Annotated in this window: 19 protein-coding genes; 11 read left to right on the forward strand and 8 right to left on the reverse strand. The window is 34.2% G+C overall.

Annotated features, from left to right (window positions below):
• Positions 1 to 4: 4 nt before the first annotated feature.
• The 10 genes from FNW52_RS03130 (at position 5) to hflX (ending at position 12,282) form a co-directional block, all read left to right on the forward strand.
• Entirely contained in the window at positions 5 to 1,435 is a 1,431-nt protein-coding gene (locus FNW52_RS03130; RefSeq protein WP_143375968.1) for an AAA family ATPase, read from the forward strand.
• 188 nt (positions 1,436 to 1,623) lie between these two features.
• Positions 1,624 to 3,096 carry a lipopolysaccharide biosynthesis protein gene (locus FNW52_RS03135; RefSeq protein ID WP_143375969.1) on the forward strand — a complete coding sequence of 491 codons (1,473 nt, stop codon included), beginning with the start codon at positions 1,624 to 1,626 and terminating at the stop codon, positions 3,094 to 3,096.
• A 115-nt stretch (positions 3,097 to 3,211) separates the two neighbouring features.
• Entirely contained in the window at positions 3,212 to 3,646 is a 435-nt protein-coding gene (gene dut / locus FNW52_RS03140) for a dUTP diphosphatase (protein ID WP_143375970.1), read from the forward strand.
• Between the two features lie 175 nt (positions 3,647 to 3,821).
• A complete protein-coding gene (locus FNW52_RS03145) occupies positions 3,822 to 4,832 on the forward strand; it encodes a sugar phosphate nucleotidyltransferase (protein ID WP_143375971.1) in 1,011 nt (336 codons plus the stop codon).
• Positions 4,833 to 4,964: 132 nt separating this feature from the next.
• A complete protein-coding gene (locus FNW52_RS03150; RefSeq protein ID WP_143375972.1) occupies positions 4,965 to 6,317 on the forward strand; it encodes a tetratricopeptide repeat protein in 1,353 nt (450 codons plus the stop codon).
• Entirely contained in the window at positions 6,317 to 7,120 is an 804-nt protein-coding gene (locus tag FNW52_RS03155; protein WP_143375973.1) for a DUF4292 domain-containing protein, read from the forward strand. Before FNW52_RS03150 ends, FNW52_RS03155 begins: the two co-directional genes overlap by 1 nt.
• Before the next feature lie 23 nt (positions 7,121 to 7,143).
• On the forward strand, positions 7,144 to 8,376 hold the full coding sequence (locus FNW52_RS03160; RefSeq protein WP_143375974.1) for a murein hydrolase activator EnvC: 1,233 nt from the start codon (positions 7,144 to 7,146) through the stop codon (positions 8,374 to 8,376).
• 233 nt (positions 8,377 to 8,609) lie between these two features.
• Entirely contained in the window at positions 8,610 to 10,049 is a 1,440-nt protein-coding gene (locus FNW52_RS03165; RefSeq protein ID WP_143375975.1) for a murein hydrolase activator EnvC, read from the forward strand.
• Positions 10,050 to 10,126: 77 nt separating this feature from the next.
• Positions 10,127 to 10,888, forward strand: a complete 762-nt coding sequence (locus FNW52_RS03170; protein ID WP_143375976.1) for a Bax inhibitor-1/YccA family protein — start codon at positions 10,127 to 10,129, stop codon at positions 10,886 to 10,888.
• 152 nt (positions 10,889 to 11,040) lie between these two features.
• Positions 11,041 to 12,282 (forward strand): GTPase HflX, encoded by a 1,242-nt coding sequence (gene hflX / locus FNW52_RS03175; protein WP_143375977.1) that lies wholly within the window; start codon positions 11,041 to 11,043, stop codon positions 12,280 to 12,282.
• A gap of 62 nt (positions 12,283 to 12,344) precedes the next feature.
• Here hflX and FNW52_RS03180 read toward each other — a convergent pair whose 3' ends face one another.
• The 5 genes from FNW52_RS03180 to FNW52_RS03200 all read right to left on the reverse strand — a co-directional run bounded on the left by FNW52_RS03180 (position 12,345) and on the right by FNW52_RS03200 (position 15,325).
• Complete coding sequence (locus FNW52_RS03180; RefSeq protein ID WP_143375978.1) at positions 12,345 to 12,854, reverse strand: DUF2480 family protein; 510 nt, start codon at positions 12,852 to 12,854, stop codon at positions 12,345 to 12,347.
• 66 nt (positions 12,855 to 12,920) lie between these two features.
• The gene (locus FNW52_RS03185) at positions 12,921 to 13,244 is read right to left on the reverse strand and encodes an SUF system Fe-S cluster assembly protein (RefSeq protein ID WP_143375979.1); all 324 of its coding nucleotides are present in this window, start codon (positions 13,242 to 13,244) and stop codon (positions 12,921 to 12,923) included.
• A gap of 4 nt (positions 13,245 to 13,248) precedes the next feature.
• Positions 13,249 to 13,671, reverse strand: a complete 423-nt coding sequence (locus tag FNW52_RS03190) for a SufE family protein (protein ID WP_143375980.1) — start codon at positions 13,669 to 13,671, stop codon at positions 13,249 to 13,251.
• Between the two features lies 1 nt (position 13,672).
• Positions 13,673 to 14,098: a hypothetical protein gene (locus tag FNW52_RS03195; RefSeq protein ID WP_143375981.1), complete on the reverse strand. Its 426-nt coding sequence runs from the start codon at positions 14,096 to 14,098 to the stop codon at positions 13,673 to 13,675.
• A gap of 12 nt (positions 14,099 to 14,110) precedes the next feature.
• Positions 14,111 to 15,325, reverse strand: coding sequence for an aminotransferase class V-fold PLP-dependent enzyme (locus tag FNW52_RS03200; RefSeq protein WP_143375982.1), 1,215 nt, complete (start codon positions 15,323 to 15,325; stop codon positions 14,111 to 14,113).
• Between the two features lie 171 nt (positions 15,326 to 15,496).
• Here FNW52_RS03200 and FNW52_RS03205 point away from each other — a divergent pair, with 171 nt between their 5' ends.
• The gene (locus FNW52_RS03205; protein WP_143375983.1) at positions 15,497 to 16,843 is read left to right on the forward strand and encodes a serine hydrolase; all 1,347 of its coding nucleotides are present in this window, start codon (positions 15,497 to 15,499) and stop codon (positions 16,841 to 16,843) included.
• Between the two features lie 256 nt (positions 16,844 to 17,099).
• On the opposite strand, the gene FNW52_RS03210 is transcribed toward FNW52_RS03205, so the two are convergent.
• The 3 genes from FNW52_RS03210 to sufC form a co-directional block, all read right to left on the reverse strand.
• A complete protein-coding gene (locus FNW52_RS03210; protein ID WP_143375984.1) occupies positions 17,100 to 17,702 on the reverse strand; it encodes a Uma2 family endonuclease in 603 nt (200 codons plus the stop codon).
• Between the two features lie 212 nt (positions 17,703 to 17,914).
• Entirely contained in the window at positions 17,915 to 19,231 is a 1,317-nt protein-coding gene (sufD, locus tag FNW52_RS03215; RefSeq protein WP_143375985.1) for a Fe-S cluster assembly protein SufD, read from the reverse strand.
• Between the two features lies 1 nt (position 19,232).
• Positions 19,233 to 19,979, reverse strand: coding sequence for a Fe-S cluster assembly ATPase SufC (sufC, locus tag FNW52_RS03220; RefSeq protein WP_143375986.1), 747 nt, complete (start codon positions 19,977 to 19,979; stop codon positions 19,233 to 19,235).

Consider the following 19,979-nt stretch of genomic DNA (forward strand, 5'->3'; position numbering starts at 1 on the left):
AAAGATGGTTTTTACCGCTTCATTTATTCAAGTATTAAGAGAAGAAACTTCGGAAATTATTGATATTTGTTCGTCATTAAATAAGAATGAAGTATTTATTGGAAGGATAAATGAAGTTGTTGTATTAAATAATTCTAATGGATTGTTACTAAAAGCTGAGCATTTTTTCCTTTCAGATTGTATAGCAACATACAATCTGTGCTTAGTGAAAGAAGAGGATAAATCTAGATTTACGTTAGCTTATTATTATGATGCATTGAGGAATGACAGTTTTGCTGATGAAAAAGAGGTTAAGGCTCTAAACACTTTAGTTTCTACTGAAAATTTCAAAAAGCATATTTCAAAAATCAGAAATGAAAATAGTTTACTTTGGTCAGAACAAAATGACCAAAAATACTTTATCCCAAGCGTTTTATTGGAAATCAACGATCCTAAATACGAATGGATTTTAGATAAATATCAAAATTTCCTTAAGTATTCTTATGGAGTAAAGTTTAAGGACAAACAGGATTTTGGCACATTTATTGGCTTAAAGAGTAATCCAAAAGATGTTTCAAATTCGGATGTCACCTCTATTTCAAAGAATGATTCTTTGGAAATTGTACTTCAAGAATTAGAGCAATTAATAGGATTGGAGGAAGTGAAAAAAGATGTTTATGAGCTGATAAACCTTTTAGAAATCCAAAAAAAGAGATCTTCTGAAGGGTTGAAAAATATTGAAGTTACTCTACACACTGTGTTTTTGGGACCTCCGGGAACAGGAAAAACATCTGTTGCCAGACTTTTAGGTAGGATATTCAAGCATTTGGGGTTCTTGTCAAAAGGTCAAATGTATGAAACCGATAGAGAAGGAATGATTGCTGGCTATGTAGGACAAACGGCTGCAAAAGTAGACAAAGTTGTAGAAGAAAGTTTGGGAGGTGTTTTGTTTATTGATGAGGCTTATGCATTAACAACAAATGCGACCGGTAATGATTATGGTTCCGAAGCTATCAATACTTTATTGAAAAGAATGGAAGACCATCGTGGAGATTTGGCAGTGGTTGTTGCGGGATATACAGAACCAATGAAGGATTTTGTGGAATTCAATCCAGGATTACGCTCTCGATTCAATCGTTTTTTTCGATTTAATCATTTTGCTCCAGAACAATTATTTTTAATCTTTGAAAATTTTTGTAAAAGCTCCGATTTTGTAATAGATGCTGATGCTAAAGAAAAATTAGCTGATACTTTCGAATTGTTGTATTCCAAAAAGGATGAAAATTTTGGTAATGCAAGGGTAGTTCGTAATTTATTTGAAAAATGTGTTCAAAACCAAGCTAATAGAATAGTACTTTTACCTTCAATTAATCAAGAAATTTTAAAGACGTTTACCGAAATTGATATACCAGAACCTAAGGAGACGCAAAAACAAGTTAGTTTTTTTCAAGAATAGTTTTTAATTAAAAATCGGTTCCTATTTTCTACTATAATACTAAAGGCCTCATTTTGTAAAAATATTGGACGATGAATGATTAACTTAAAACTCTAAATTACTTTTCAACTTTATTCAGCAACAAAACCCCAAAAATAACCAAAGAATTGGTTATTTTTGTGTTATAAATAGTAAACAGACATTATATTTTGGGATTATATAAAAAACTTTTTCAACAAACAGCCATATATGGACTAGCCACAGTAGTACCAAGAATGTTTGGTTTCCTCTTGGTACCTTTATACACAGGTTTGTTACCAAAGGAAGAGTACGGGAAAGTGTCCATCATTTTTGCTTATATGATTTTCTTTAATGTCATTCTGGCTTACGGAATGGAAACTGCTTTTTTTAGATTCTATAATAACAAAGACGAAAGTAAAACAAGCGTGGTTGAAACGACTACTATTTCAATTTTCTGGACGACTATCCTCTTCATTTTTATAGCTTTATTGTTTCGAAATTCATTAGCCCTATGGTCTGGTGTAGATACGCAATACATCACATATTCTATTTGGATTTTAGCATTGGATGCTTTGGTTATTGTCCCTTTTTCTAAGTTAAGGGCCAACCAAAGACCTAAATTTTATGCCTTAATTAAAATAGGGAATGTTGTAGTCAATCTATCGTTCAATTTGTTCTTTCTGTTGTATTTACCAAGTGTTTCGGTGTCTCATCCCGATAGTTTTTTAAGTTCAGTTTACATTGAAAATTTCCAAATAGGCTATATTTTCCTTGCCAATATCATAGCTAGTTTTCTAACTTTTGTGGTACTTTTTCCAGACTACTTTACGATTAAATGGAAATTTGATTACGAACTTTGGAAACGAATGATGCGTTATGGATTGCCAATTATGATTGCGGGAATAGCCTTTGCCATCAACGAACAGTTTGACAAAATCCTTTTGGGTAAATTATTGCCTGTCAACATAGCGGCAGAGCAAGTAGGAGTGTATTCGGCTTGTTATAAATTGGGACTCTTTATGGTTTTGTATAGAACGGCTTATACGTTAGGGATTGAGCCTTTCTTTTTTAGCCATGCTTCCAATGAAAATGCGCAGCAAACTTATGCAACGATCACTAAATATTTTGTGATTTTTGGTTCTTTTATATTATTATCCGTTATCGTATTTGCCGACCTTTTAAAACAGGTTATGATTCCAAATCCGTCTTATTGGGAAGCAATGAAAGTGGTGCCTCTGATTATTTTGGCTAATTTTTTTCTGGGTATTTACACCAACCTTTCCGTTTGGTACAAACTCATCGATAAAACCTATGTTGGAGCTTACATTTCAATAGTTGGAGCGGTAGTCACTTTGGTGTTAAACTATTTATTGATTCCCAAATACAGTTATTATGGTTCGGCGGTTGCTACCATTTCAGCTTACGGGAGCATGATGTTTATTTCCTATTATCTTGGAAACAAATATTATCCAATTCCCTATGACAAGAAAAAGATAGTCGGCTATCTTACTTTATCTACCGGTTTTTCATGTATTTCTTTTTATGGTTTTAGAGAGAATTATTATATTGGAATTTTACTTTTAGCCGTATTTATGGGCTTTATCTATTACAATGAAAAAGAAACACTTTTGCGAATTTTAAAACGTCCAATTAAAAATTAGAATATCTGCCTGTATCTTTTTTATTAAACCTGACGGGTTTTTAAAACCCGTCAGGTTTAATAAAAAAAACAGGGCTAGGCTATTCCGTAATCAATACATTTTATATTTAAAAAGAATGACAATAAACATTATCAATAAATCACAACACGCGCTCCCAAACTACGAAACCATTGCTTCAGCAGGAATGGATTTAAGAGCCAATTTGATACAATCCATAACATTGCAACCTCTGGAAAGAACCATTGTGAAAACAGGTCTTTTTATAGAATTGCCAATAGGTTATGAGGCTCAAGTGCGACCTAGAAGCGGATTGGCAGCCAAAAACGGGATAACCGTTCTTAACGCGCCCGGAACTGTCGATGCCGATTATAGAGGAGAAATTGGTGTAATTTTAGTAAATTTATCCAATGATCCATTTGTTATCGAAAATGGAGAACGTATCGCCCAACTCATCATCGCCAAACACGAACGTGCTGAGTGGATTGAAGTACAAGAATTAACCGAAACTTCAAGAGGAGCGGGTGGTTTTGGAAGTACGGGAGTGAAATAAGTATTCAGTCCCGATAGCTATCGGGAGTCTCAGTTATCAGGATTTAGTACGCACTCAAATAAGTATTAAAAAATCAGTTTAATCCGTTTAATCTGTGGCCAAAATTAATATAATAAAACCTTCGTGAACTTTGCGAAACCTTCGTGAACTTTGCGGTTAAATTAAACCAAACCAAATGAAAATAATCGTACCAATGGCAGGACGCGGATCACGCCTTCGCCCACATACTTTAACCATTCCTAAGCCTTTAATTCCAGTTGCAGGAAAACCAATTGTACACCGTTTAGTCGAAGATATAGCAGGCGTTTTAAATCAGGAAATTGAAGAAATTGCATTCGTTATTCACGAAAGTTTTGGAAAAAAAGTAGAAGAAGATTTAATTGCAATTGCTCAAAAATTAGGCGCCAAAGGAACTATCTATTATCAAAATGAGGCACTTGGAACCGGTCACGCCATTATGTGTGCCCAAGATTCTTTGAGTGGACCAGCTGTTATTGCTTATGCCGATACTTTAATCCGGGCCAATTTTGATTTAGATACAAATGCCGATAGTGTAATTTGGGTAAAACAAGTAGATCAACCGGAAGCTTTTGGTGTGGTAAATTTAAACGAAGCCAATGAAATAATTGAACTCGTTGAAAAACCAAAAGAATTTGTCTCAGATCTTGCCGTTATCGGAATTTATTATTTTAAAGATGTTGCCGTTTTAAAGAATGAACTTCAATTGGTGTTGGATAATAATATCATTCACGGTGGAGAATATCAAATTAATGACGGAATAAAACAAATGATGGCCAAAGGCATGAAATTTGTTCCAGGAGAAGTAGATGAGTGGATGGATTGCGGAAACAAAGACGTTACTGTAGAAACCAATTCTAGAATGCTAGGTTTTTTACAGGAAGATGGTGAAAATTTAGTTTCTAATTTAGCGGTTTTCGAAAATTCAACGATTATTCCGCCTTGTTATATTGGGGATGATGTAATCCTGATGAATTCAACCGTAGGGCCAAACGTCTCTTTAGGGGACGGATGTCACGTACAAAACAGCACAATTAAAAACAGTTTGGTGCAAACCAACGTTCGTATAAAAAATGCCAATCTTGATAATGCCATGATAGGGAATTATGCCAGTTTTGATGGGAATTTTACCAATATCAGCATTGGGGATTATTCCGTTTTAGAATAATTAAAAAGCGTACATTAAAAAATCATCAAGCAGCATTTTTAAGTTTTTATTATGCTGCTTTGTTGTTTTTTTAATTTATTTTGCAATGGTTAACAATACTGTTGATTTTGTTTTCCAAAGACTTCTTTTTCAATGATAAAAAAATGGACTTTCATATTCACTTTTTCCGTTTTGCTGAGCAATTCAGTTGCTGTATTGGCACAAACGGAGCCAGAGGAAATTAAAGTGGAAGGAGATAAATTTCAAGATTTTTTTTATGAATCTTTATTTCAAAAAAGCATTGAAAACTATGATAAATCTTTAGCCTCATTAGAACAATGTTTGAAATTAAAACCCAATGAAGCAACGGTTTATTTTGAATTTGGAAAAAATTACTTCGCACAAAAAGACTATAAAAATGCTTATGATTCTTATGAGCATGCATCTCAAATGGATCCCAATAACAAATGGTTTTGGGTAGGGATGTACGATGTATGTTATGCCACCAAGGATTTTAATCAAGCCATAATCATAGTCAATAAAATCATTCCTTTCGATCCAGAATACAAAGAAGATTTGGTTTCATTGTACATGGCAACGAAGCAATATGATAAAGCTCTTGAAGGTATAAACGAACTGAATGAAAAAACAGGAAAAACAGACAGAAGAGAAATGTACAAAATGGAAATTTTGTCTGAAGGGAAATATCAAAATGCAGAAATAACAAACTTAATAGATCAAATAAACAAAAGTCCTAAAGAAGAATCGAATTACATTGCTTTGATTTTTTTGTATTCTAAAAACAATGAAGAATCAAAAGCATTAGAGATCTCGCAAAAATTAGAAAAAGAAATCCCCGAATCAGTTTGGGCGCAAGTGAGTTTGTTCAAAAGTTATTTGGAAAAAAAGGATGGACAAAATGCGGCAAAGGCAATGAATATAGTTTTGGCTAGCCCGAAAATTGATTCAAAAATCAAACATCGTATCTTTAATGAGTTTTTACTCTTTGCCAATACCAATCCACAATTTATTCCCGATTTGGATAATGCAATTGGGTATTTTAAGAACGACAAAGAAATAAACGTAGCCAAAGAAATAGGGAAGTTTTACCATAATAAAGAACAATGGGCAAACGCGATTAAATATTATGAACTATCAGAGAAAAATAATTCGGAAGTTGATTTAGAGACCAATATGCTTTGGCTTCAAGCCAATACTGAACTCAAACAATTTGAATCCGTAGTCAAAAAAGCCATGGTAATGATTGATACCTATCCTGCCGAACCTCAATTTTATTATTATGCAGGAATGGCAAATAATCAATTGCATCAATTTAAAAAAGCCAAAGAGATTCTTGAAATGGGCTTTGATTATGTAGTGGAAAACGTAAATTTAGAAATTAATTTTAATATTCAACTTGGCGAAGCTTTCAATGGTTTAGGAGATGCAACCAAAAAAGAGTTTTATTTTAGCAAAGCCAATCAATTAATAAAAGAAAAAAAATAATGAATCGATTTCTAGTAAGAGTACTTTTTGTTCTAATGATTTGCTTGAGCAGTTCGCTAACATTAGTGTCTTGTAAAGCAAAGGCAAAAGTTATAAAAGAGAATAAAAGCACAGATTCGAACAGCATGAATGCAGAGCGGATTGTAAAAAATTATTACAATAATAAAAGCGAATTTTCAACATTATATATTAAATCAAATGTGAGATATAGTGATGATAAACAAACTCAAAATGTAACAGCCGAAATAAAAATCAAGAACAACGAGCAAATTTTGGTCAGCATTCGATTTTTGGGAATAACAATGGCCAAAGCCTTAATTACTCCAACGGCAGTAAGCTATTATGAGAAATTAAACGGAAGTTATTTTGAAGGTGATTTTAGTACATTAAGCGAATGGCTGGGAACTGATTTGGATTATAAAAAGATTCAAAACATGTTGATTGGTCAAGCAATGGATGATTTAACTAAAGGGGAATATCAAGATTCGTTAGTAGATCAGTCGTACCGTTTGGAAGATATTTCTAATAAAGACACCAAAAAATATTTCTTTTTTGACACTCAAAAGTTTCTACTGAATAAGCAAGAGATTACTCAAACTGCTAAAAATAGAACGATTCAGGTTTCTTATTCTGATTCTAAGCTGTATAATGAATCTATGTTTCCTTCAAATATTGCAATCAATGCCAGTCAAGATAAAGGGAATACAGAAATAAATTTAGGATATAATACCATAACCATAAATGAAGAACTTTCTTTTCCATATAGTGTCCCAAATGGTTATAAAAGAATTTTAATTAAGTAAATTTGAACAAATTCAATAGTAAGATGCCGAGATTTATTTTAAGCCTACTTTTTTTAAGCATGACCTCATTGATGTGGGGACAAGATTCGCAACAAGAAAAATTAGAAAAACGTAAAGCCGAAATTCAACAAGAAATTTTGGCTAATGAAAAGTTATTGCAAACGGTTAAGAAAAAAGAGAAATCTGCCGTTAATGTAATTGTTCTTCAAAATAACAAAATAAAATTAAAAGAAAAACTGATTCATACTACAGAAAAGCAAACCAAGATTCTTGGGAATGACATGTATATCAATCAGATGAAAATCAATAAGCTAAATAAGGAGTTGGTTGTACTTAAAGATGATTATGCTAAGATGATTGTGAAATCATACAAAAGCAGATCCGAACAAAGTCGGGCTATGTTTTTATTATCATCCGAGAATTTTTTGCAAGCGTATAAAAGAGCTCAGTATATGAAACAATATACGAGTTATAGAAAGCTGCAAGGGGAAGAAATTAAATCAAAAACGAATGAACTTTTAGGGTACAATGAGAGGTTGAACGTTCAAAAAGTAGCCAAAAAGAAGTTGTTAGCCGAAAACACCAAAGAAAAATTATCTCTTGAAAAAGAAAAAAGGGAGCAATTGAAATTGGTAAATGCGATTAAAAAAGACAAGAAAAAAATTATAGTCAGTATCAAGAAAAAGCAGCAAGAGTCCCGAGCTATAGATAGACAAATAGATCGATTGATCCGAGAAGCCATTGCAGAGGCCAATAGAAAAGCGGCTATTGCCAATCCGAATGCTCCGGTTGCGAACTATACTTCATCAAGAATTGTATTGACCGCCGAATCAAAAATATTGGCAGATAATTTTAAAGCCAATAGAGGAAAATTACCTTGGCCAGTAGAAAAAGGTTTTGTGTCTTTAGGATATGGTGATCAACCACATCCTGTTTACCCAACTGTGATCACTCACAATAGTGGAGTAGAAATTACCACAGATCAAGGATCAACTGCAAGAGCGGTTTTTGGAGGCGAAGTAACGAGTGTTATTGTTTTGTCTCCTGTAAATAAAGCGGTAGTGATACAACATGGAGATTACTTTACGGTATATCAAAATTTAAGTTCGGTTTTTGTAAGCAAAGGAGATAAAGTAAACATCAAACAAAGTCTTGGAAAAATTAGAACTAACGGAGAAGGGAAAACCGTTTTAAAGTTTACCATTTCTCAAAATACTAGCTATAATAATCCAGCAAGTTGGCTGTATAATATGTAGTTTGGGAACTTTCAGGAGACACTAAGTTTCAGCGATTTTAGATTTTAGATTGAAGATTAACGATTGTTGATTTTACGGTATCCATCACATCTGAAATCAAAAATCGTTAATCAAAAATCAGCAATCATTTTATATTTAATGATACTTAGTGTCTTAGCAACTTTAATTTGAATACTTAATTTTGTCGTTTTTTAATAAAATCATTCATTAAATTTGCACCATATATATTTAAGATGCCAAAATTTTTTATAAGCCTTATCTTTCTATTTGCAACTTCTGTTCTTTGGAGTCAAGAATCACAACAAGCAAAATTAGAAGCGCAAAAAGCCAAAATTCAAAAAGAAATCCGAGAAAACGAAACCAAACTACAAACGGTTAAGAAACAGGAAAAAACAGCAACCAAAGCCATTGTTTTACAAAGCAATAAAATCAAGCTAAAAGAAGAATTAATTTCTACTACCGAAAAGCAAACAAAGCTTTTAGGAAATTCTATTTCTGTAAATCAAGCTCAGATAAACAAGCTTGAGAATGAACTCAAATTACTGAAAGAGGATTATGCTAAGATGATCGTTAAATCATATAAAAGTCGTTCCGAAGAAAGCCGAGCCATGTTTATCTTATCCTCTGAAAGCTTTTTGCAGGCCTATAAAAGGATGCAGTATATGAAACAATATACCAATTATAGAAAAACACAAGGGCAAGAAATACAATCTAAAACCAATGTGCTTTATACGTTTAATGCCAAATTAGATATTAAAAAAAATGCCAAGGAACAGCTTATTACCGAAAATAATAAAGAGCGATTGTCTTTAGAAAAAGAAAAAATAGAGCAGCAAAAACTAGTAGATTCTTTAAAGAAAGACAAAAATAAAATTATTGCAGAAATTAAGAAAAAACAAAAGGAATCTAGAGGGATTGACAAAAAAATAGACCGATTAATTCGCGAAGCCATAGCCGAAGCTAATAGAAAAGCGGCCAGAGAAAAAGCGGCAAAAGATAAAGCCAAAGCAGATGCTATTGCAAAAGCAAATGCTATAGCCAATGCCATTGCCAAAGCTAAAGCCATTGAAAAGGCGAAGGCGATTGCTGCGGCTAATGCAATTGCCGCCGCTAAAGCAAAAGCCAATTCGAAACCAATTCCGAAACCCATTCCAATTCCAAAAGAAGTGGCAAAAGCGATTGCTAAAGCTGAACCGAGTGTTGCCCCAGTAGCGGTTTCATCTACTAAAATAGAATTAACATCGGATGGGAAAGTAGATTCGGATAACTTTAAAGCGAATAAAGGAAAACTACCTTGGCCTGTTGAAAAAGGGCATATAACACTGGGATATGGAGACCAAGCACATCCATTATATAAAACATTGGTAATCCATAACAGCGGTCTGGAATTTGGCACTGATTCTGGAGCCAACGCCAGAGCTGTTTTTGCAGGAGTCGTAACGAGTGTTATCATTATTTCTCCCGTAAATAAATTGGTAATGTTACAACATGGAGACTTTTTTACCATCTATCAAAATCTGAGCTCAGTGAATGTAAGCAAAGGGGATAAAGTAAGTATAAGACAAAGCTTGGGGAAAATAAAAACCAATGGAGATGGAAAGACAATTTTAAAATTCGCTATTACCCAAAACACAAACTATACCAATCCTAAAACGTGGTTAGTAGGTAAATAGCAGAAAAAAATTAATAAAATTTAAACAGTCTTCTAAAAAATAAAAATTACTTTTGATAAAATTAAAATCTGAAAATTATGAATTCGAATAATCCGTTTTTAAATAACAAAACATTTTCAACCGCAGTTTCCAGAAATGACGAAGTGCATAAAGCAACGATTATTGATGATAATCGAGACATGACTTTAGCAGGAACAATCAATAGGAGTTTAATCCTTTTTTTATTGCTTACTGCTTCAGCAACTGTAATCTGGTGGGCCACTTTTAATGGAATGAATCCAATAGTTCCTGCATTTGGTGGAGCAATAGTTGGATTAATTTTAGTGGTAATCGCTGCATTCAAACCACAATATTCTCCATATTTAGCCCCTGGATATGCCCTTTTTGAAGGATTGTTCATAGGTGGAATCTCGGCTATATTCGAGACGATGTATCCTGGAATTGTAACCCAAGCGGTTGGTGCTACTTTTGTCACTTTTGCTGTTTGTCTAGGATTGTATAAATATAAAATTGTAAAAGTAACCGAGCAATTCAAATCTGTTGTTATGGCTGCAACTCTAGCCATTGCCACCTATTATATCATTTCTTGGTTGTTCTCTATGTTTACCAGTTTTACGCCAGTACACTATGGAAATTCTATGATGAGTATTGGGATTAGCGTGTTTGTCATTGTAATTGCGGCCTTAAACTTGTTCTTGGATTTTGATAGAATCGAAAAAGGAGTAGAGCAAAAAATGCCTAAATACATGGAATGGTACGGGGCAATGGGATTGATGATTACGCTGGTATGGTTGTATATTGAATTCTTAAGATTACTTTCAAAACTGTCAAAAAAATAAGATTCAACAATTGTTTTTATAATGATACCCTTCTGAAAAGAGGGGTATTTTTTTTTTAATTCCGAATCATAACTTATCAGGATGTTAATTTATAAAGCGATTAAAGGAATTGTAGCTGTCAAATCATTAAATTTGTATTCTTATTTAAAGACATGTTAGAAAAAGAAACAATAAATTTCGAAAAAACGGCTATAGTTGGTATTGTTACCCAAAATCAAAGCGAAGAAAAACTTAAAGAATATCTTGACGAATTAGAGTTTTTGACTTTTACCGCAGGTGGGGAAGTAGTCAAACGCTTTTCGCAAAAGATGGAACGCCCGAATCCTAAAACCTTTGTGGGAACCGGGAAAATAGAAGAGATTAATCTTTTTGTAAAAGAGAATGACATCTCAACTTTGGTCTTTGATGATGAATTATCGCCTTCGCAACAAAAGAATATTTCTAAAATAATTGATTGTAAAATATTAGATCGTACGCACCTTATCCTTGATATTTTTGCGCAAAGAGCCGAAACCTCTTATGCAAGAACCCAAGTAGAACTAGCACAATGCCAGTATTTATTGCCTAGACTTTCTGGAATGTGGACCCACTTGGAACGTCAAAAAGGGGGTATCGGGATGCGTGGACCTGGAGAAACCGAGATTGAAACCGATAGGCGTATTGTTCGGGATCGAATTGCGTTATTGAAAGAGAAGATAAAAACCATTGATAAGCAAATGGGCGTGCAACGCAGTAATCGTGGCGCTATGGTACGTGTCGCTTTGGTAGGATATACCAATGTTGGTAAATCGACTTTGATGAATGCCGTTGGGAAAAGTGATGTATTTGTAGAAAACAAACTTTTTGCGACATTAGATACCACGGTTCGGAAAGTAGTTATTAAGAACTTACCTTTCTTGCTTTCGGATACTGTAGGGTTTATTAGAAAATTACCCACTCAATTGGTAGATTCCTTCAAGAGTACCTTGGATGAAGTTCGTGAAGCCGATTTGTTATTGCATGTTGTAGATATTTCACATCCTGAATTTGAAGACCACATCGAGTCAGTAAACCAAACGTTGTTAGATATTAAGGCAAATGATAAGCCTGTTATCATGGTTTTCAATAAAATTGATGCCTACAAACATTTGACTATAGACGAAGATGATTTAATGACCGAAAAGACACCAAGACATTTTACATTGGAGGAATGGAAACAAACCTGGATGCACCGTTTAGGTGAAAAAAATGCTTTGTTTATTTCGGCTACACAAAAAGAGAATTTTGAAGACTTTAGAGAAAGGGTTTACGAATCCGTTCGACAAATACACATTACCCGTTTCCCCTACAATAAATTTTTATATCCAGATTATAAAGATGCCGTAGAGAAGGAGGAGGAAGTAGATAATGAATAATATAAAAGCCCTTTTAGAAAATTTCCAAAAGGGCTTTTTTTATGTTTGAATTCAAGAATAGCTTATTTTTTAGTAGACTTATACAGAGGCACAGCAGAGCAGGCTTCTCCGTACATTATACTTCTGGCATAAGGTTGTAGATACTGTGCTGCCAAAACATAGGCACGCATAGGAACAGGTTTTCTGGAACAGCCTTTTATAATAATAGGTTTGTCCTGATAAACGGAATAATCAATTTCAGGAAGCAATTCCCCATACAAAGCCGAATCTAAATCTTCTATTGAACCGTTTATGATTTTCTTGGCATAAGGAGCGAGATGCATAGTGACTAAAATGATAGCCCACTTTGGGATTATCGCATCTGTACCACAAGCAATAGCAACATATTGGCCTTGGTATTTTGACCAATCTTGATTGTTAAGTTGCTCTCTAAAGTCACTTTCCTTTAATAAAAAACCATCAATAAGCCATTGCGAAATATCGATTTGCACACGAACTCCCGCTGGATAATAGTCTTCAAGATCGAAAACTTCCAGTACACTATTCGCTACTTTATTGATTATTTCTTCCATTTTTTTGTTTTCAGTCGCAGTCTCAGTTCACAGTCTGAAAACTGAAAACTGAGACTGAATACTTTTTTATAGCATTCCTAATTCTAATTTTGCTTCTTCGCTCATCAAATCTTTGCTCCAAGGTGGATCAAAAGTAATTTCTACTTCAGCATCTTTTACATGCTCGATAGATTTTACTTTTTCTTCTACTTCTCTTGGTAAACTCTCGGCCACTGGACAGTTTGGAGAAGTAAGCGTCATTAGAATCTTTACTTCGTATTCGGTATTAACCATTACATCATAAATCAATCCCAATTCGTAAATATCTACAGGAATCTCTGGATCGTAAATGGTTTTCAATTTTTTTACAATAGATTCTCCTAATTCTGCGGTGTTTATTTCTTGTTCCATATTTTTAGTTTTTTTTAGCATCAAATGCCAGAGCGTACATTTTTATATTTTTTATCATCGAAACCAAACCATTGGCTCTTGTTGGCGAAAGATGCTCTTTCAATCCTATTTCGTCTATAAATTCCGTATCGGCGTTTAAGATATCGACTGCTTTTTGGTTAGAAAAAGTACGAATTAAAATTGCGATTATACCTTTTGTCAAAATAGCATCACTATCGGCTGTAAAGACAATTGTATCATCGTTTTGTTCTCCTTGTAACCATACTTTGGATTGACATCCTTTGATCAGATTATTATCGGTTTTGAATTCCTCTTTAATTAAAGGAAGGTTTTTACCTAAATCAATAATGTATTCATAACGTTGCATCCAGTCGTCAAACATGGAGAATTCGTCTATAATTTCGTTTTGTATTTCTTTTATTGTCATTCTATTTTTTTGAAAAGGATAGTAGTGTATTTACTAAATTTTTTATTTTATCGGGTGGAAATCCATTATCGAAAGTCTGGCTTTCATAGGTTTTCCCTTTATAGGTTATTGTCAAATTAGCCATTGCCGCACCATCGTGAAAACGTTTTTGAGTGGGCGCTTTCAAACTTGGAATTTCCTCCAAATTCACTTTCTGGAATTCTTTGATTAAAGTATTCCATTGGGCGTCGGTAAGCGAATTTGAAACAGGTTTTCCGTCTCTGGTACTTGTAACTGATACGGTTTTGTTCTCTACAACAATATTATTATACAATCCTCTTGAATTGGCCGTGTATTCTAATTTTGCAGTCTCCAGATCAAGATTGTTTTGACTTTGACAGTTTTTACCAAGAAATAGGGTTAAAAACAAAAGGGATATAATTTTCATAGTTCAGTTTTTTTAAGTCAACATCATTTGCGCTTTTTTTACGGCATCGACCATTAGATCAATTTCTTCTTTGGTATTGTAAAAAGAAAAGGATGCTCTTATGGTTCCGGGAATACCAAAGAAATTCATAATCGGTTGAGCACAATGGTGCCCCGTTCTTACGGCGATTCCCAATTTGTCTATGATGGTTCCAATGTCATACGGATGAATACCCTCTATATTAAAGGAGATTACCGAAGTCTTTGCCTCGGATGTACCAAAAATTTTCAAGCCGTCGATTTCTAATAATCGCTTTGTGGCGTAGTCTAGTAATTCTAATTCTTGTTTTTGAATATTCTCAAAACCAATTTCATTCATATAATCAATGGCAGTTCCTAGAACAATTCCGCCCGCAATATTGGGTGTTCCTGCTTCGAATTTATGGGGTAAATCGGCATAAGTCGTTTTTTCGAAAGTCACTTCTTTGATCATTTCACCACCACCTTGATACGGAGGGAACTTATTTAGCCAAGCTTCTTTTCCGTATAAAACACCTGTTCCTGTTGGACCACACATTTTATGTCCTGAAAAAACATAGAAATCACAATCCAAAGCCTGAACATCAGGTTTTAAATGCGGTACAGCTTGTGCGCCATCGATTAAAATGGCAGCTCCAACTTTGTGTGCTTCGTCAATCATGTACTTGATAGGATTGATGGTTCCCAGTGCATTCGAAATATGATTTACAGCTACAATCTTGGTTTTTGGAGACAGTAATCGATCATACTCCTCCATTATCAATTCGCCTTTTTCATTCATCGGAATGACTTTGAGTGTGGCTCCTGTTTTTTCACACAGCATTTGCCAAGGCACAATATTACTGTGGTGTTCCAATGAAGAAACCAGTACTTCATCACCTGGTTTTAGAATGGAAGTAAATCCATTGGCTACGAGGTTAATACCGAAAGTAGTTCCCGAAGTAAATAGCACTTCATGAGGATATTTAGCATTGATATGATTTTGGACTTTTCCTCTGGAAATTTCATAGGCATCAGTAGCCAATTGGCTTAACGTATGAACTCCTCTATGAATGTTGGCATTAATTTCTTGATAATATTGGGCTATTGCATCAATTACCACTTGCGGTTTTTGTGAAGTGGCACCGTTATCGAAATATACTAAAGGCTTTCCGTTTACTTTTTGTGAAAGAATAGGAAAGGCGGATCTTATTTTTTGAATATCTAACATTACTTTATTTAGAATTTTTCTAAATACAAAAGTAATACAATTGATTTAGTTTTTCAGAAAACAATAGTTAATAATTGCAAAAATATTGATTCCTTAACTCGGCTGATTTAAAATGGGTTATATTTTTTTGGGATCAAATTAATTACTAAATTGCCATATTAATCTTTCAATATGAAAAAATATTTAAGAATAGGCGTTTTTCTTTTTTTACTCCTTTTAGGCTATTTTGGTTTTACGAATTATCCCAAACTAGAATTGATATCTGGATTTTCGGCTAAAAGTGTTGCTTCTGGACATTTTATAGCCAATCGCTCGCAAGAGGCTATCGAAAAAAGCGATAATGATTTCGATGTGATAGGTTGGGCGACCAATCAAATAAATGAATCTGGAAAATTTGCTACGTCGGCTGTTTTTGGTCTAATAAAACGAAAAGCAATTTATAGAGCAGGTTTGGGAGCCACATTAATCAACGATGATTTTGATCTTAGCAAGCCGTATGAAGTTCCCAAAAGAACAAAAATAAAAAATAAATTACCGTTTCCTTATGGCGATATTGAGCTTAAAGACACGGTTTTTGCCAATGTGGATTACGCAAAATTAGATCGGGCTGTAGCCAAGGCATTTGATGCTGAGGGTTATAATGATAAAAGAACCCGATCCGTTTTGGTTATTTATAAAGACAAAATCATAGCCGAAAAATATGCGGAAGGTTTTACGAAAAAGAGTATTATTTTGGGCTGGTCCATGACCAAGAGTATTACAGGAACACTTTTTGGAATACTTCAAAAGCAAGGTCAATTTGACATTTATAAACCCGCTGCCATAGCAGAATGGCAAAACGACAATCGAAAAAACATTACGACCAATGATTTACTCCACATGAATTCTGGGTTGGAATGGGAGGAGCATTATGACCAAATTTGTGATGCGACAAAGATGCTTTTTCAGACCGAAGACATGACTCGGTCACAATTGCTAAAACCCGCGCTTTTTAAACCCAATACACATTGGAATTATTCTTCGGGAACAACAAATTTGCTGTCGGGAATTTTGCGGAAGCAATTCAAAACACATCAGGAGTATTTGGATTTTTGGTATTCGGCTTTGATTGATAGAATAGGGATGCATTCAATGCTTACTGAAACGGATATGGCGGGAAATTATGTGGGTTCATCCTACGCTTGGGCAACGACAAGAGATTGGTCTAAATTGGGATTGCTATATTTACACAAAGGCAACTGGAACGGAGAACAAATATTTGATGCCAATTGGGTAAAGTATGTATCTACACCTACAAACACTTCTCACGGAAGATATGGTGCACAATTTTGGCTCAATGCTGGTGGTCATTTCCCCGATGTCCCAAGAGATATGTATTATTGTAATGGTTTTCAAGGACAAATGGTTGCCATTATTCCGTCGGTGGATTTAGTGATTGTGAGAATGGGTTTGAAAGAGGAACCGGAATTTGATTTTAATGGGTTTTTGAGTGGGATAGTGGGGAGTGTAAATAAATAATAGTATGGGAAGTAGTAAATTTTTAATATCATTTCTATTAATGATAATTGGTTTTGTTTTTAATGCTTTGGCCTGGTCAACAATTATAAGTCGTCCATATAATTCGATATGTCTTAATTTGGGATTAGGATTATCGTTTTTTGGATTTATACTATTAATTTATAGTTTAGTAAAAAAATGATTTTGCTAAAAACTTCTAAAAGGTTGAATTATTGTTTTTTAAATTCTAATAAGGTGGATTAATTTTCAATAAGAATTAGTCTCTAAAAATTTCCTCCACATTAAAACTCAATTTCGGAAATAGCGGACTGTGTACAAATCCTTCTTCGGCAATGGGTTTTAGTCCGATGTATTTGTTATTTTGAAGGGTATAAATTAATATTGATTTTTGAAAAGGTTCTACTATCCAATATTCTTTAACACCTGCTTTTTCGTAGATCTCGAATTTATGTTTTAGTTCGTTGTCGTAATTCTTGGATAATGGAGATAGAATCTCAATTGCTAATAATGGGGCATCAATTCCACCTCTTTCCTCTAATTTTGTTTCAGAATCAAAAACACTAAAATCAGGCTGAACAACTGTAAATGTATTATCATCTGATATGGTATTACTTTGATTGAATATTCGAACATCAAAAGGAGCTTGGTAAAGAAATAATTTTTTGGTTTTTGTATAATGATGTAGAAGAAGCAGTAGTCTTCCAAAAATGATTTGGTGTAAAGTACCAGTATTGTCTAAAATGACCATTTTTCCATTATGTAGTTCGGTTCTTTCGTAAAAATCCCAAGTAAGATAATCGGCGTAAGTGTATGATTTAGTTAAGTATAAATCGTTTATGTCAGTTATAACGGTCGCCATAGCATATTGAATTTAATACTCAAAGATACTGATTTTTTTAATCGTTGTGTGTTTTGCCCCTGATAGAAATGGAAAGCCTTTTGTAGCAATGGTGCAATTTTTCTAAACAAAAAAGAGCGACCAACGGAAGCTCTTTTTTTGTTTTTAGAAAAATGCAGTAGTGCCAAAAAGCTTGCAATGGATAGCAGGATTAGGCACTAATTATAATTTATCTACAAATCAAATCCAATTTTAACGCCCAATTTATTAGCGATAATGGTTGTGATTCGTTGTTTCAATTCCGGTATTTTGATGTTTTCGATAACGGCATTTGAGAAAGCGTACATCAACAATGCTTTGGCTTCCTTTTTAGGGATTCCACGTTGTTGCATGTAGAACATAGCAGTTTCGTCCAGTTGTCCGATGGTACAACCGTGTGAACATTTTACGTCATCGGCAAAAATCTCCAATTGCGGTTTGGCGTTAATGGTTGCTTTGTCGCTCAACAGAATATTATTGCTTTTTTGAAAAGCGTTTGTTTTTTGGGCTTCTCTTTCTACATATACTTTTCCGTTGAAAACTCCAGTAGAACGGTCGTTAAAAATTCCTTTGTAATCTTGAAAGCTTTCACAGTTTGGTGTTGCGTGGTTTACCAGTGTATAATGATCAACGTGTTGATTGCCACCAATAATCGTGATTCCGTTTAAGGTACTGGTCAATCTTTCCCCAAAGTGGTAGAAATTTAAATTGTTTCTGGTTAAGTTTCCTCCAAAAGAGAAAGTATGCACCGAAACATGACTTTCCTGTTTTTGGGAAACATAAGTATTGTCAATTAAGTTCGCTTCTAGATTGTCATTTTGAATTTTGTAATAATCGACAATAGCCCTTTTTTGAGCAAAAATCTCGGTAACCGAATTGGTTAAAACTGGATTTTCATTCAAACTTTGGTGACGTTCTATAATTTGTACATGTGAGTTTTCACCAACAATAACCAAGTTTCTAGGCTGAACCAAAAGTGCTGCTTCGCTTCCTGTAGAGAAATACATGATCTCGATAGGCTTATCGGCAACTTTGCTTTTTGGGATATTGATGTAAGCTCCTTCATTGGCGAAAGCCGTATTTAAGGAAGTCAAACTTTCGTCTTTACTAGCAATTTGATTGAAGTAATTATCAATAATCATTTTATATTTCGGCTTGTTTAATGCCGATGACATTAAGCAAACATCGATAGCTTCGTGGGTAGTTGATGATAAATGCGAACTAAAAACACCGTCTACAAAAACTACTTTGTAGGTGTCTATTTCGTGTAAAAAGTATTTTTTTACGTCGCTATATTGGATGGTATTTTCTGTTTTTGGAAAAACGCTAAAGTCATTTTTTAGGATGGCGTTTAGAGAAGTGTATTTCCAACTTTCTTCTTTTTTGGTTGGGAATCCTTTATTTTCGAAGTTTTTTATAGCCGCTGTTCGCACATTGTGAAGTTCGGAATGAACATCGATACGCTCTTCAAAAGCCATAAAAGACGATAGTAATTTTTCTTTTAGCTCCATCTTAGTTTTCTGCTTTAATCCAATCGTATCCTTTTTCTTCTAGTTCGTGCGCTAATTCTGCTCCGCCCGATTTTACAATTTTTCCATTGTAAAGAACGTGTACAAAATCAGGAACAATATAGTCTAACAATCTTTGGTAATGAGTGATTACAACGATAGCATTTTTATCGCTTTTCAATTTGTTTACCCCATTGGCAACAATTCTTAAAGCATCGATATCAAGACCGGAATCGGTTTCGTCAAGGATGGCTAGTTTTGGTTCTAGCATTGCCATCTGGAAAATTTCATTTCTTTTTTTCTCTCCACCAGAGAACCCTTCGTTAAGAGAACGCGAAAGAAACTTTCTGTCGATTTCTAATAATTCTGATTTTTCACGAATCACTTTTAACATTTCGTTGGCTGGCATTTCTTCCTGACCGTTTGCTTTGCGTGTTTCGTTGATAGCAGTTCTCATGAAGTTGGTTACCGAAACTCCTGGGATTTCTACAGGATATTGAAACGAAAGGAAAATACCTTTGTGGGCTCTCTCTTCGGGAGCAAGATCCGAAAGGTCTTCACCGTCTAAAAAGATTTCCCCATCGGTTACTTCGTAATTTTCGTTTCCGGCAATGATTGAAGCCAAAGTACTTTTACCAGCACCATTTGGTCCCATTATAGCATGAATTTCTCCTGCTTTTACTTCAAGGTTTATCCCTTTTAATATTTCTTTGTCACCTATTGAGGCGTGTAGGTTTTTTATTGATAACAT

This window comes from Flavobacterium sp. ZT3R18, assembly GCF_007097385.1.
In the GTDB taxonomy this organism is placed as follows: Bacteria; Bacteroidota; Bacteroidia; order Flavobacteriales; family Flavobacteriaceae; genus Flavobacterium.